We start from the raw sequence: 13,557 nt of genomic DNA, 5'->3' as shown, positions 1-13,557 counted from the left end.
CAGCGCGCCTGCTAGAAGCTAGGCCGAGTTCGCATAGAGAGGTTTACGAACATGGCCGATGAAAGCCAATCGAACGGGGCTGCCCAGCCAGAGCAGACACCGCAGCAGCAGGTTCGGATGCAGATCCTGGCGCAATTTATCCGCGACCTGTCTTTCGAGAACGCGGTTGCCCAGAAGGGTGCGCCCACGGGCGATGTGCAGCCTGAAATCACCGTGCAGGTCAGTCTGGATGCGCGCAAACGCGGCACGGAACATCAATATGAGGTGATCTCCAAATTCCGCGTGACCTCGAAGAACAAGGGCGACAACCAGACCCTGTTCCTGGCCGAACTGGATTATGGCGGCGTGTTCCACATCGAAGGCGTTCCCGAGGAACAGTTGCATCCGTTCCTGATGATTGAATGCCCGCGAATGCTGTTTCCCTTCGTGCGCCGCATCATTTCGGACCTGACCCGCGATGGTGGATTCCCACCGTTCAACATGGAGCCGGTGGATTTCGTTGCGCTGTATCGCCAGGAACTGGCGCGGCGGGCGCAGCAACAAAAGACATCGGAACAGAAACCGGCCGCCGCAGACGGCCCTAAACCGTCCTGACGGCAGAAGGCGATGCCTGCCAAGCAACGGCGCGCCTGGCAGCGGATGCTGTCCGGGCGCCGCCTTGATCTTCTTGACCCCACTCCGGTCGATATCGAGATCGAGGATATCGCGCATGGCCTTGCCTTTGTTGCGCGCTGGAATGGCCAGACGCGCGGTGACTGGCCATATTCGGTGGCCGAGCATTCGCTGCTTGTCGAGCATATCTTTGACCGCCTGAACCCGGAGGAAGAGCCTATCTGGCGGTTGGCGGCCCTGCTGCACGATGCCCCCGAATATGTCATCGGCGACATGATCTCCCCGGTGAAGGCGGCGCTGGGACGAGAATACGGTGAGATGGACGAAAGATTGACGACGGCAATCCATCGCCGCTTTGGATTGCCAACGGAGATACCGGCGCCGGTCAAAAGACGTATAAAATCGGCCGACCGAATATCGGCCCGGCTTGAAGCTGTTCAAATTGCCGGATTTTCTACGGACGAAGCAGAAAAGCTGTTTCCGATTTCATGTGAACATATTCTGGAAGATCTGGAAATAAGGATACGTCCACCGATGGAGGTTCGAGGTGAATTTCTAAAGAAATTCACTCGGCTTCTTAATGATATCGATAGCGTAAAGTTATGAATGATAAAGTGACTGCGATAATGCAGTCACTTTATCGGGGTCAGATCAGCAGATCATCCAGGGTCTTGCCATTCTCCAGGCACTCCAGAACCCAACGCGGCTTGCGGCCGCGACCGGTCCAGGTCAGTGTAGGGTCTTCTGGATTGGCGTATTTCGGGGCTACCGTGCCTGCACGCTTTGGTTTGCTTCCCGTCAGTTCGGCCAGGTTAAAGCCATATTCACGCGCTGCACTTTCAACTGCTGCCAGTGCCTCTCGCCGTTTCCGGTCTTCGTAGGAATTGATGGCGCGCTCCAATTTTGCTTGAAGGGCTCGCAATTCCTTCAGCGACATCTTGTCGAAATCAATGTCCATTTTTTGCTTTCACATAGATACATGTCTCAGGTGGCGAATCATACGCACTGAGAAAAGAAAAATCTATTTTCAATTATTATCGGGGTCCGCGCTTGGCAAGAATTCGCTGTAATGTCCTTCGATGCATATGTAACCGGCGAGCAGTCTCGCTGACATTTCTATCACATTGCTCGAAAACGCGTTGAATATGCTCCCATCTAATTCTGTCGGCGGACATCGGATTATTGGGAGGAGGGGGAAGTGAACCGGTAGTGGACAACAATGCGGACGTCACGTCATTTGCATCGGCCGGTTTCGCCAGATAATCGGTTGCGCCCATTTTTACCGCCGCAACCGCCGTTGCGATCGCTCCGTAACCCGTCAGAACAATAATCCTCGCATCGGGACGGCGCTCCCGCAGATGATCCACCACGTCCAGCCCATGCCCGTCCTCGAGCCGGAGATCGATCACGGCATAGGCGGGCGGTGCCTCTGCGATCATTTGCTCGGCCTCTGCGACGCCAAGCGCTGTTCGGGTTCGAAACCCACGTTTCTCCATTGCGCGGCCAAGCCGATTGACGAAGATTTCATCGTCATCGACAAGCAGCAAGGAAGGGTCCGGCCCAATTTTGTCCAAGGTGTTTTCCGACATGCGCAGCCTTTGATCGAAATACCAGGCCCGTTGAATCGGGCGCTGCTGGCTGCTTGTAGCTTATGTTGCCGCGTCAATAAAGCAGGCCGCGCGATCCGCCAGGACTTCGGGGGCTTCATCGCGCGAGAAGAATTCGACGGTCTGATTTCCCGGCATGACCAGATAGGTATTTGTCATGTGGTCAACCAGATAGTATTCGTCGTCCTCCTCGTCGTTCAACTTGTAGTAATTCCGCCATCCCTTGTTGACCGCCGCGATTTCCTCGTCGGTGCCAGTCAGCCCGATCATATCGTCTGAAAACGCATCCGTGAAATCCGCCAGAACCTCCGGCGTGTCGCGGCGCGGGTCGACAGTGATGAATACGGTTTGCAGTTCCACACCGCGATCATTCAGGATTGCCGCAGCCTCGGCATTTCGGGCGCTGTCGAGAGGGCAGACATCGGGACAGAATGTATAACCGAAATACAGCAAGGAGGGTTTCGAGAAAACCTCCTGATCCGTAACGCGCTTACCGTCCTGATTGGTGAGGGTGAAGGATGTGCCGAAACTGTCCATCCCCCCGGCGACGTTGCTCTTGCTGCATTGCGCATAAATGTCGCCATTCCTGCCAAGCGTCAAATAGGCCGTACCGGCGGCGAGCACAGCAATTGTAATTGCGGTGCCCATCAAAAGAAGCTTGCGGTCTGCCATTTGCTTGCCCTGATTTGAATCGCTACATGCATTGATTGCTTATCCAGTGGCCGGTATCAAGGCGCGCATTGTCGCATCGGGAATTGTCCATGTCAGAAGCCGGACCAGCAAGCTTTGCGGAAAAAATCCCTCAGGCAGAGCCAATTCGAATGCGAACGCTGGCACTATTGCGATGGTTTGCAATTGCCGGGCAACTGGCCGCGGTCATCACGGCATTGGCGATGGGGATGGTTTTTCCCGTCCTTCCGGCCCTGCTGCTGATCGCCGCTGCTGGCGGTATGAATCTGTGGCTGTTTCTGCAGGCCCCCGCGCGGACTTCACCTGACAGCGTCGTGTTCCAGCTGCTGTTCGACGTTGCGCAAATCTCTGCCTTGCTGGGATTGACTGGCGGCATGGCCAATCCGTTCGCGCTTTTGGTGCTTGCGCCTGTAACGATTGCCGCGACCGCGCTGAACGCACGGCATACGCTCGCGCTTGGGGTTGCCACGGTGGCGCTGATCACTTTATCGGCATTGCTGGCAATTCCCGTGCATTATCCCGACGGAACTGCCATGCGGCTTGATCCCCTCCTCGATATTGGGCACTGGCTTGCCCTGGTGATCGGGGTTTTCTTTTTCTCGGGCTATGCGCATCGCGTCACGGCCGAGCTATCGGCCACGTCGAATGCGCTGTTCGCCACGCAGATGGCGCTGGCGCGAGAGCAGCGGCTGCAGCATCTTGGAGGTGTCGTGGCCGCCGCCGCGCATGAGATGGGCACGCCTCTGGCCACCATCAAGCTCATCACGTCTGAACTGATCGACGAATGGCAAGACCGCCCTGAGCTGGCTGACGATCTTGCCAGCCTGCGTGATTCAGCTGATCGGTGCGCGCATATCCTGCGCAGCATGGGCAGGGCGGGAAAGGACGATCTGCTGCTGCGTTCCGCCCCGCTGAGCACAATCATAGAGGATGCCATCGGACCCCATGCCGATCGCGGTCCATCGTTGGAGATTCATGCGACTGATATCAGCGTTCGCCGGGATCCGGCGATCATCCATGCGTTGCGTAACCTGATACAGAATGCGGTTGATTTCGCGGATAAACATGTCGTGATCGAAGCCACGCATGATAATCACGAACTGTCCGTCTCCATTCGGGATGATGGGCCGGGATATCCGCCCAGCCTGCTTGCCCGCATCGGCGATCCCTATCTGACCAGTCGCCGGACCGGAGCCCATCGTGAAGGTTATGAGGGGATGGGGTTGGGCCTGTTTATCGCCAAGACCCTGCTGGAGAGGTCCGGCGCGCGCCTGCGTTTCTCAAATGGTGGTCCCGGAGCAGCGGTCGATGTCATCTGGCCGCTGGATCGACTGCGCATCGATGACCGCGCCGCGCTTGGCGAGAATCCGCATCAGGAAAGCTGAGGCTGGATCTTTACTTTCCTTTGACGTAATTCTCCTTATGGTTGAGTTTGAGCGTCGAAGGAATTCCTGGTGGATACTTCTGTCATATGGATTGCCGAGTTGGCTTTTGTCGTTGGAACCTTGTCAGTCCTGTTCGCAATGGCATTGATAAGGGCCTGGGATCATATGCGTGGCCGCAATGGGCGGGGTTCCAGGGGCGGTGCCGCAGACCGTCATATTCCGACAGTATTTTTGTTCAAAAACAAAAAACTGATTGATGCTACCCCCCCGGCCCATAGCCTGCTGAGTCATCGCTGCGCCAAGGGTTCCGAATGGCAGAGGCTGCAGGGCTGGATCGAGGCTCGCTTTCCGGAAGCGGCAGTGGAACTGAGCAAGCCTGAACGTCCGGATAGAATCGAACTCGTTGGGAGCAATGGCCCAAAGGGAAATGAAATTCTCCTTGTGATTGAAAACATGGGAGAGCAACTGACACGCCTGACCCTGTCGGATATTCGGCCCGAACAGTCATCCGTCAGTGTCGATGCACTGTCTCAACAGGCCATGAAGGAAGAACTCGACCTGTTGCGGCATGCACTCGACAACACGCCGACCTTGATCTGGCGGCAGGATGCGCAAGATCGCATTACCTGGGCGAACGCGGCCTATCTGAAACGTGCCGAGGAAGTCGCCTCCCTCGGTTGGCCACTGCCCCGGCTGCTTGACCCGCCAAGGACCGATGCAGAGTTCTGCCGGGCCACGCTGGAAACCGATGGCAAGACATACTGGTTCGATTGCTACAGTCACGCTTATGGGGACGAGACAATATTCTTCGCCCTGCCTGCGGACGCCGCAGTGCGGGCAGAGGTCATTCTGCGTGAATTCGTCCAGACCCTGACCAAGACATTCGCCGCCCTGCATATCGGGCTGGCGATTTTCGACCGGCAGCGGAATCTGCAGCTTTTCAATCCAGCCTTGATCGAGCTGACCGGCTTGCCCGCCGAGATGCTGGCCACCCGACCAAAGCTGGTGGATTTTCTTGATCAGCTCCGGGAACGCCGCGTGGTGCCCGAACCCAGGGATTACCGCAGTTGGCGAAAGACGATCGGAAATCTCGAAGCAGCTGCCGCATCTGGTCATCATGTCGAGGAATGGTCGCTTCCGGGTGGACAAACCTATAGGGTGACCGGCTGCCCGCATCCCGATGGCGCTGTCGCCTTTCTGTTCGAGGATATCACCTCGGAAACCTCGATGACCCGGGAGTTTCGGGCAGAGCTCTTGATGGGCAAGACCGTTCTGGACGGGCTGGACGATGCATTGGTCGTCTTTGGGCCAGGCGGAAAGCTCGTCCTGTCCAACAGGGCTTACCGGGATCTCTGGGGAGGGGATGCGCGCACGGTGCTTGATGCCATTGAAGGCTGGAAGACCAGAATCAAGGCTGGTCCGGGATTCGATGCCCTGTGTGAACGCCTGCTGATGTCAGAAGACGAGGATAAACGCAGCAACGGCGCGATATCAGGGCCGGAGGGGCAGTTGATCGGCTGGACTGTTTCGCAAATCAGCGGCGGGCAGAGGATGCTGTGTTTCCGGATGAACAGGGCGGTAAAGCCGGAGACGGCTACCATTCCGTCGAAACCGGCGGAAAATTCGCTTTCCGCCGCAGTGGGAGCCTATTGATTGATTCCGCGACACGGACCTGCCTCCGATCAATTGCCTGACAGATAACCGTTCAGTAATCGCGTTCGAAAAAGATCCCGATCGTGCTCTCGCCATCGCTGGCGACCGATCCGCGTGCGCGAAGCGTGTCCGAAATGTCGAGGTTCAGGTTCAGCGTGCTCTTTCCGTCATCGCCGACCGCAACATCGGTATAGACATTGTCGGTCAGGTATTTTCCCGCCCGCACCTGCACATTGCCCTCGTCATCCGTCGCAAGATCCAGATCGTCCAAACCGACCTGGTTGCGCAGACGTCCGACGATGCCTTCCCCGGCACGCCCGGCCAGAACCGCAATCGCATTGGCAAGCTGAGCCGCCTGCAACGGGCTGATATTGTCCAGTCCACGCCCGAACAGAAGCTGGGACAGAACCTCCTCCTCGGGCATTTCCGGCGACGATTCGAAAATGATATCGGGGTCGCGGGCCTCGCCATCGATGATGATCCGGGTGGTGACACCATCCTCGGAGGTTTCGGCCACCAGCCTTATGACCGGGATCATGCTGCCCTGCATTTCAACCAGCCCCTCGGTCAGCGTGAAGCGTTTGCCCAGCAGGTCGACCCGGCCGCGGATCAGTTCCAGATGGCCGATGGGAATGACATTTCGTGTCGTGCCCGTAACCCGCAGATCTCCGCCCATCTCGGCATCCACGCCGCGGCCACGGATGAATATCTGGTTCGGCGCATTGATGAGCAGATCCAGCCGAGGCGGATTGGCCGGTGGCGTTGCGGGCGGTCCACCCAATCCGGCTTCACGCGATGCAGGGCTGCCAAAAGGCTCGAGCCCGGCCTTCGCCCGGGTGGAGCGCGGTGGCCGCTTGTCGCCCACATGTTTGATATCCGGAATTGACTTGGCCCCGCCCAACCCGGTCGACGGGATACGGATCTCGGCCTTGTCCACATCTATACGGCCAGAAATCAGCGGGCCGTCGGCATTGCGGCCCGCCATGCGGACATCGCCGGAAAGGGTGATTTCGTAAAGGTTCGGGTCGCGCGCCACGACATCGTCCAGCGTAACGCCGATATCCAGCGTCCCTGCGCGCAGATCGACCGGACCGCTGACCGCTATCCTTCCTCCCGCCGCGACATTGCCGGCGCCATCCACCTGGATTCGGCCGTTCTGCAGATCGGCCGTCACATCCAGACCTTCGATGCGCAGCCCCAGGCCCGGCTCTGCCACATCTCCGCCCTGCAACTGGACCCGCCCGCTGACCGCCTCCAGCGAAGGCTGCCCGTTCACCCGCAGGTCGAAATTCACCGGCCCCTCGATGCTGCGTGTCCGGATAGCGCTGTTCGCGACCGAGGCATCGGTGCTGCCCGTGATCCCGATATCGGTGGCCGAGAAATCGCGGGCGGCAGAACCCGCAATCTGCATTTGCGTGCTGCCGGGTGCCGTGACCCCCAGATCGACGATGAAATTCTGATCGGTCTCGCGCAGCGTGCCCTGAACCTCGACCGGACCGGGGAAACCCGGTTGAATCAGGGCGAGATCACTCAGCCTCGCGTCGATATTCAGTGCTTCGGCGGGATTACCGTCTGCGGTGACCCGAATCTGTGGATTGCTCACATCCAGGTTTTGCAGGGAAATCCCGGCCTCCGATTGCGTCGCGGCCAGATCAAAGCTGGTTTGCCCGCGCAAGACCGGGTCCACGCGTGACTGACCGATCGATAGCCCGTTTGCCGTGCCGGCTGCTGAAATCCGGCGAGTACCGCCCTCTTCGATCAGCCGGGCCTCGGCATCCACCGAACCACTGATACCATTTCCAAGGAAACTCAGGTCGCCGGCATTCAGCGCGGCTGCGATGTCGGTCACACCCTTTCCGACCTTGCCCGATGCCTGGGCGCTCAATCGCGGGTTATCGACCTGCGCCTCGTCTATCTGGAAGACTCCGTCGCGCTCGGTCCCGGTGAGTCTAAGCTGCGTTTCGCCTGCCAGCGCATTATCTACCTGCGCTTGCCCGAAGGCGAGATCACGGCCGGTTCCGTTGACCTCGAGCCGACGTCCGCCATCGCCCGTTTCGCGCAGATTGGCATCAGCACTCAAGGAACCGTGCCATCCGGCGACCAGCGGCGCGAGTGCGGAAATATCCACTTTCGCCGAAACATCCGTGACGCCCTCGCCATACACACCCTCGGCGGTAGCATTGATCTGCTCATTCGTCAGTTCGACGTCGCGCAAAGTGATAACACCGGATTTTTCCTCGGCCTTCACCTGCAAATCGGTGGTTCCGGTCGTTGCCACATTGGTGCCTTGCTGACCGAAGCCCAGATTTTCGCTTGTGCCGGTCAGATCGATGAAACGGGTGCCGTTCTCCTCGCTCAGCTTGGCAGTGGCGTTCAGGTCACCCGACCAGTCGGGCTGGATGACCGCCAAGTCGGGGATCGAGAGATTTGCCGTTGCATCCAGCGCATTCTGAGCAAAATTCCCCTCAGCTTCCGCTTTCAGTTGCGGATTGGCGAGTTGAAAGCTCTTGATCTGATATCCGCTCTCAACCTCGCTGGCCAAAAGCATCAGGTTGGTGCGGCCTTGCAGGGCGCGGTCCAGCGCATCGATGCCTATTTTCAGATCTTCCGCATCGCCGCTCAGCGAAAGCTGGCGCTCGCCCTCGGCCCCGTTCAGCTTTGCCTGGGCCAGAAGCGAACCCGCATAGTCCGCACCGATATCGGCGAGCGAAGGCATCGAGATCTGCGCCGTAACATCGCTGGAATTGCTGTTCAGATATCCCTGCGCCTCAGCCGTCAGCCCATGCGCGTTGATCGAGAAGTTGCGCAGGTCGATCCCAGTCTCGTCGCGGCGGGCCTGTGCGACGATCCGGGATTGTCCCGCAAGCAGGTTGTCCAGCTGTTCCTGATCGACGGAAATATCGTTGCCCTCGACTCTTGCATCGATGTCGAAGGCCTTGGTCAGGATCGTGTAATAGCCGGAAACAGAGGCATCCGCACGGCCGGACATTGGGCGGCCGGCCAAAGTCGAAAGCCGTTCCAGGTCCTGGTAACGGGCTTCCATGTCCAGCGACAGCATCAGCCCGCCCGTCAGGTCGGACAGCAGGCTATAGCCAGACAGGCCATAATCGGCGCCATCCACCGCAAGCTCGCTGATCTCGAGTTGGCCGCCGCCATAGGTGAATACCGCATTGCCGGTGATGGCGTCGCCGACCGCTTGCGCCAGCCCTGGATCGTTGAATTCGATCTGCTCGCCACCGAAATCGAGCGCACCGGTAATCTCGGACAGGGAGTTGGAATCGTCCAGCACCACCTGACCGGAGCCGTCCAGCGTAAGGGCCCCGATCCTGACCTCACCCTGATCGAGTTGACCAATCCGCCCTTCGAGCGTCCAGCCTTCGCCCTCGGCTGCATCGTATTGCAATTCGAGCCGCCCCGATTCGACCGTGGCGTCGTCCCCCGCGCCAGGCAGCTTGACCGGCACATCGGTTGCGCCGGCATCCCGGCCAAGCGTCATCAGCAGCACAGCGCTTTGCGGGGCGCCCTGTGGATTGGTGGCGACCGAACCCGAAACATTCAGCGCGTCGGTATCGATCATCAGCACCGGCACGTTCAGCCGGCCATCATCTCCGCGCCAGCCTTCGGCCAGAAGTTGGGTGTTCGGGCCAAAGAAGGTCCGGTCGTCAGGTGGAAGCAGCGAGGCGACATCGCCGCCCAGCTCAAGCCGAAAGGCGCGCCCCGGTGCACCATCCTCCGATGTTTCGGCGGTCAACGAAGCGCTCCCGGTGACTCGCGGTTGCCCGTTGGTGGCAAGACGCAGATCTGCGGTGAAGCCGTCCAGTGGCCCCTCGCCACTGATCTGGGCCGAGACAGAAGGCTTGTCGTAAAGGTCGATCAGGTTGACCAGCAGGCCATCGGCGGCCTCGTCCAGGGACAGGTTCAGGCTCAGTATCTTGGTTTCGTTGGCGTAGCCCGCGCTCAGGACAAAAGCGCCGCGCGGTCCGTCCAATCGGTTGATGGTCAGATCCGCTTTTCCCTCACCTCCGGCAAGACTCATGCTGCCCGCTGCCGATATCGCTGCGGGAATGCCGATCACCGGTTCGCCCAATTCGACCCTGTCAGCCTGGATCTTGTCGATACCGACAGATACCGGCAGTTCGGGCAGCGCGAACTCCTTGGCCTCGGCCTGCGGCCTCTTCTCGCCGCCCCCGCCCGGCAGGCGCGGCAGTTGGATCTCGGATGCGGAAAGTTCGGCGATTTCGATCCTGCCGCGCAACAGTGCGGCTCTGTTCCACTGGATCGCGCCATTATTCAATGTCAGCCAGATTCCATCGGCATCGGCGATGGTGATCTGCTGGAAGGTCGCGCGCGAGGACAGCGCCCCTTCGAAACCCTTGATGATGACCTGTCGGCCCGCCCCGGAAAGGTTTTCCTCCAATAGCCGGGTCAGAAAGCCGCGGTCGTCCTCGGTCTGTTCAGAGAGCTCGGCGGCGCTTTGCGCCAGCACGGCGAGCGGAAAGAGAATGGCGAAGAGGATGGTGATTATCTTGCGCATCAGAAAGCCTGCCCAAGGCCGAGGTAAAGTTGAACGCCATCGCCCGTGTCGCCGCCGGTGGGGCCGGCGACGTCAAAGCGCAGTGGCCCGATCGGGGTGTCGTAGCGGATGCCGACACCGGCGCCGGAATGCCAGCCGCTGTCACCGCCAAAGCCGCTCTCGGCCCAGACTTCGCCGTAATCGGCAAACAGCACCAGGCCGATCCTTTCACGAACCTGCCAGCGCAGTTCCGCGTTCAGGTTCGCGATGCTCATCCCGCCGGTCTTGATCCTGCCGTCAGGGCCGGAGATCTCGCGCACACCAAGCGATTCATAAGGCTGGCCGCGCACCGTGCCGCCGCCACCCGAAAAGAACAGGTAATCGCGCGGGGTATTTTCGATCGCCGCTCCCGTGACCGTGCCAAGCCGGGCACGCCCCGCCAGCGTGAATTTGTCATTCTCGCCCAACGAGTGGAACACGCGTGCCTCGCCAAGCGTTCTCACGCCCGATCCGGTGCCCTCGAAACCCTTGAAGGGTCTCACTTCGCCGGACAGGTAAAAACCATGTTTGGCATTGTTGGGCTCATCGCGCTTGTCCCAAATCGCCTCTGTCGGGAAGGAGAGAACCTGGAAATCGGTTCGCCCATTGGCGTCCGTCACCCGGGAAACCTCGTATTCCATGGCAATATCGGCGGTCAGCTTGTCGCTCTCATCGTCACGAAAGATATGGTTGAAACCAAGGGCGACACTGGCATTGTCGGAATCATATTCCTCTTCTCGCATGCGTTCGAGCTTGGTCTCGACATAAGCGGTCGTGTCGGGGGTGATCGTGGCGGGGCGATCGATACGAAGGCCCAGTTCTTCGTCGCGGCCACTGGTATCCGAGCCGATATCGGAAACCTCGGCATCGATTCGCAGCCTTTCGCCGCCCCCCAGAAGGTTGCGATGCATCCAATAGGCCGACACCAGGGCACCATCGGTATTCGACAGTTCGAACCCCGCGCCGATCCGTCGGGGCTTCTGTTCGACGACGGCAAGACTGATATCCATCGAATTGTCCGGTTTCAGAACTTCGGCTTCTTCGAGAGTCATGGCCGAAAATACCCCGGTGCGGCGCAGGCGTTTGCGGACGGTGTCCAGCTTTTCCGGATCGAAACGCTCGCCGGCGGGAAAACCCGCGATCTTGCGCAAGCGCCGTGGCTTCATCCGATCGTAACCCGAAATATGCAGATCTCCAAAAGTCACCACCGGGCCAGGAGCTAGCTCGATCCGGCTGTCCACGGTATTACTGTTGTGATCGGCGATAATTTCCTGTCCGCTCACATCGGCCTTTGCGTGGCCATGGTTGCGCCAGCCATCGACGCCCGACAGGGCCTCGGACTTGATTACACCGGTTCCGGCGACCTCGCCCCGCTGATAGGCGCTGGAGGCATTCAAACCGGGTGCCAGCGGGCCAATGGCGGCGCGCGCGAACTTGAATTCCGGGCCGGGATCAACCGTGACCACGACGGATCGCACCACCTCCGGCGCGTCGAGCGGTGCAATCTCGGCCGCCTCAACCCCGTCAAGGGTGATGTCGATGACCGCCGAATAACGTCCCGCGTCGTAAAGTGCCCCCAGAATGCGGGCATAATCGGCGCGGGCGGCAGCCAGCAGGTCCTGCCCGCTGATTCGCTCTTCGGCGAGCGCGCCTGACAGCAACGATGTGTTTCGAACGGTCTTCTCGATATCGCCGTCATCCCCGGCGATGCGAAATTCGAGCGAAACGGGCCCATCCTCGGTCTTGCCGCCGAACAGCCCGGAAAACGGGGAAGATGATTGGGCAAGCGCCATGCCGCAAAACCCCAAAGCCGAGCCCACGACAAGCATGGCTTTCAGATATGCCCGCATCTTGATTGCTCCGCCCCTGTTCCTTGGATTCAATATGAACAGTAATAGGCCCGAAGATCCAGCAATCGAGCGGTCTTTTTTGAATGGTGGTGCAAGCTGGCGCCAATCGGGCGTCAGGACAGCGCGGCCAGGCACCCGTGCAGAGCGGCCATGTCGTCGCGGATCAGGAAGATTGGTGTGTTTTCCGGGATATGGCGCATATAGGGTTCGGCCAGGAAGGCGGGCTCGAAGCGATCCATCCGATCGGCAATACTTCGCCCGACACTGCCCGCAAGGAACAGGCCCTCCAGCGGCATGAAGCGCAAGGTCAGTTCGCGGCATAGCAATCCGACCAGTTCTGTGAACAGGTCATATGTTGCAATCGCCTCGGGATCTCCACGCCCGGCGGCTTCGGCGATGGCTTCACTGCGGATGGGTTTCGTGCCTGTGCGCGCGGCATGCAGACGCGACAATCCGCGCCCGGCAAAGGTTTCCTCGGTCGAGAAGAACGCCTCCGCACCTTGATGTCCCAGGAGGTCGGCGAGCCGCTGATGGATATTGGTGGGCAATCTCGTATGCCCCTCCTCGGCTTCCAATGCCGTCACTCCGCCACCGGGCAAGGCACGGACGGCGCATACATTAAAGCCGGTGCCCAGACCGACCACCAGCGCCTGACCGTTGCGGGCGCGATCCGCGGGCGCCTCGCGAAGAACGGACAGACCATCTCCGCCCAAGACCGGAGTGGCATAACCGAGGGCGGTCAGGTCATTGATCAGCCTGACATGATCGGCATCGGTCAGCCTTGCCAGCCGGTCCTCCGAGAAATCCCAGTCACGATTGGTCAACGAGGCTCTGCCACCGCTGACCGGTCCCGCGACGGCGATGCAAAGTGAGGAGATATGGGGGTTGTCCTGTTCCTGCAAGAAACGCCGCACGACATCGTCGAAGCTTTGGTAGTCGTCGCCGCGAAACCGTGTCACCGTTTCGTTGTCGATCACCCCGTTGCGCGCGATTGCCAGCCGCGCGTTGGTGCCCCCGACATCTCCCAGCAGCATCGCCATCGGACCAGTTCCCCCAGATCAATCCTGTCGATGAACATCTTTAGGCGAGTTGCCGCGTTCTGGCGAGGGGGTGATTGATAGCGGAAACATTTTTGCGCGAAATTCCTGCATCCCGCGATGGCTGAGGGTTTCACACCCATCGCCGGCAGATCTCTCGAACCAGTGGCG

Annotated in this window: 10 protein-coding genes; 4 read left to right on the top strand and 6 right to left on the bottom strand. The window is 59.7% G+C overall.

Annotated features, from left to right (window positions below; translation table 11 throughout):
* Window positions 1–51 precede the first annotated feature (51 nt).
* Both secB and C9E81_RS11355 read left to right on the top strand, forming a co-directional pair.
* Window positions 52–594, top strand: a complete 543-nt coding sequence (secB, locus tag C9E81_RS11360) for a protein-export chaperone SecB (RefSeq protein WP_122112477.1) — start codon at window positions 52–54, stop codon at window positions 592–594.
* Between the two features lie 12 nt (window positions 595–606).
* On the top strand, window positions 607–1,218 hold the full coding sequence (locus C9E81_RS11355) for an HD domain-containing protein (RefSeq protein ID WP_122112476.1): 612 nt from the start codon (window positions 607–609) through the stop codon (window positions 1,216–1,218).
* A gap of 40 nt (window positions 1,219–1,258) precedes the next feature.
* On the opposite strand, the gene C9E81_RS11350 is transcribed toward C9E81_RS11355, so the two are convergent.
* The 3 genes from C9E81_RS11350 to C9E81_RS11340 all read right to left on the bottom strand — a co-directional run bounded on the left by C9E81_RS11350 (window position 1,259) and on the right by C9E81_RS11340 (window position 2,891).
* Entirely contained in the window at window positions 1,259–1,570 is a 312-nt protein-coding gene (locus C9E81_RS11350; protein ID WP_122112475.1) for an H-NS histone family protein, read from the bottom strand.
* A gap of 76 nt (window positions 1,571–1,646) precedes the next feature.
* Complete coding sequence (locus C9E81_RS11345; RefSeq protein WP_122112474.1) at window positions 1,647–2,201, bottom strand: ActR/PrrA/RegA family redox response regulator transcription factor; 555 nt, start codon at window positions 2,199–2,201, stop codon at window positions 1,647–1,649.
* Window positions 2,202–2,261: 60 nt separating this feature from the next.
* Window positions 2,262–2,891, bottom strand: a complete 630-nt coding sequence (locus tag C9E81_RS11340) for an SCO family protein (RefSeq protein WP_166461891.1) — start codon at window positions 2,889–2,891, stop codon at window positions 2,262–2,264.
* Window positions 2,892–2,980: 89 nt separating this feature from the next.
* On the opposite strand from C9E81_RS11340, the gene C9E81_RS11335 reads away from it, so the two are divergent.
* Both C9E81_RS11335 and C9E81_RS11330 read left to right on the top strand, forming a co-directional pair.
* Complete coding sequence (locus tag C9E81_RS11335) at window positions 2,981–4,294, top strand: ActS/PrrB/RegB family redox-sensitive histidine kinase (protein WP_122112473.1); 1,314 nt, start codon at window positions 2,981–2,983, stop codon at window positions 4,292–4,294.
* A 453-nt stretch (window positions 4,295–4,747) separates the two neighbouring features.
* Window positions 4,748–5,947 (top strand): PAS-domain containing protein, encoded by a 1,200-nt coding sequence (locus tag C9E81_RS11330; protein WP_166461890.1) that lies wholly within the window; start codon window positions 4,748–4,750, stop codon window positions 5,945–5,947.
* Between the two features lie 52 nt (window positions 5,948–5,999).
* Here the strand turns inward: C9E81_RS11330 and C9E81_RS11325 are convergent, their stop codons facing one another.
* The 3 genes from C9E81_RS11325 to C9E81_RS11315 form a co-directional block, all read right to left on the bottom strand.
* Entirely contained in the window at window positions 6,000–10,481 is a 4,482-nt protein-coding gene (locus C9E81_RS11325; RefSeq protein ID WP_122112471.1) for a translocation/assembly module TamB domain-containing protein, read from the bottom strand.
* A complete protein-coding gene (locus C9E81_RS11320) occupies window positions 10,481–12,349 on the bottom strand; it encodes an autotransporter assembly complex protein TamA (RefSeq protein WP_122112470.1) in 1,869 nt (622 codons plus the stop codon). The genes C9E81_RS11325 and C9E81_RS11320 overlap by 1 nt, the downstream gene beginning before the upstream one ends.
* Window positions 12,350–12,462: 113 nt before the next feature.
* The gene (locus C9E81_RS11315) at window positions 12,463–13,389 is read right to left on the bottom strand and encodes a glucokinase (protein WP_122112469.1); all 927 of its coding nucleotides are present in this window, start codon (window positions 13,387–13,389) and stop codon (window positions 12,463–12,465) included.
* Window positions 13,390–13,557 lie beyond the last annotated feature (168 nt).

This window comes from Paracoccus alkanivorans (assembly GCF_003697785.1).
Taxonomy (GTDB): Bacteria; Pseudomonadota; Alphaproteobacteria; order Rhodobacterales; family Rhodobacteraceae; genus Paracoccus; species Paracoccus alkanivorans.
This window is presented reverse-complemented; position numbering and strand designations above follow the sequence as displayed.

Coding starts and splice junctions, on each gene's coding strand:
- secB (WP_122112477.1), top strand. CDS start 52: ATGGCCGATGAAAGCCAATCGAACGGGGCTGCCCAGCCAGAGCAGACA.
- C9E81_RS11355 (WP_122112476.1), top strand. CDS start 607: ATGCCTGCCAAGCAACGGCGCGCCTGGCAGCGGATGCTGTCCGGGCGC.
- C9E81_RS11350 (WP_122112475.1), bottom strand. CDS start 1,570: ATGGACATTGATTTCGACAAGATGTCGCTGAAGGAATTGCGAGCCCTT.
- C9E81_RS11345 (WP_122112474.1), bottom strand. CDS start 2,201: ATGTCGGAAAACACCTTGGACAAAATTGGGCCGGACCCTTCCTTGCTG.
- C9E81_RS11340 (WP_166461891.1), bottom strand. CDS start 2,891: ATGGCAGACCGCAAGCTTCTTTTGATGGGCACCGCAATTACAATTGCT.
- C9E81_RS11335 (WP_122112473.1), top strand. CDS start 2,981: ATGTCAGAAGCCGGACCAGCAAGCTTTGCGGAAAAAATCCCTCAGGCA.
- C9E81_RS11330 (WP_166461890.1), top strand. CDS start 4,748: ATGGGAGAGCAACTGACACGCCTGACCCTGTCGGATATTCGGCCCGAA.
- C9E81_RS11325 (WP_122112471.1), bottom strand. CDS start 10,481: ATGCGCAAGATAATCACCATCCTCTTCGCCATTCTCTTTCCGCTCGCC.
- C9E81_RS11320 (WP_122112470.1), bottom strand. CDS start 12,349: ATGCGGGCATATCTGAAAGCCATGCTTGTCGTGGGCTCGGCTTTGGGG.
- C9E81_RS11315 (WP_122112469.1), bottom strand. CDS start 13,389: ATGGCGATGCTGCTGGGAGATGTCGGGGGCACCAACGCGCGGCTGGCA.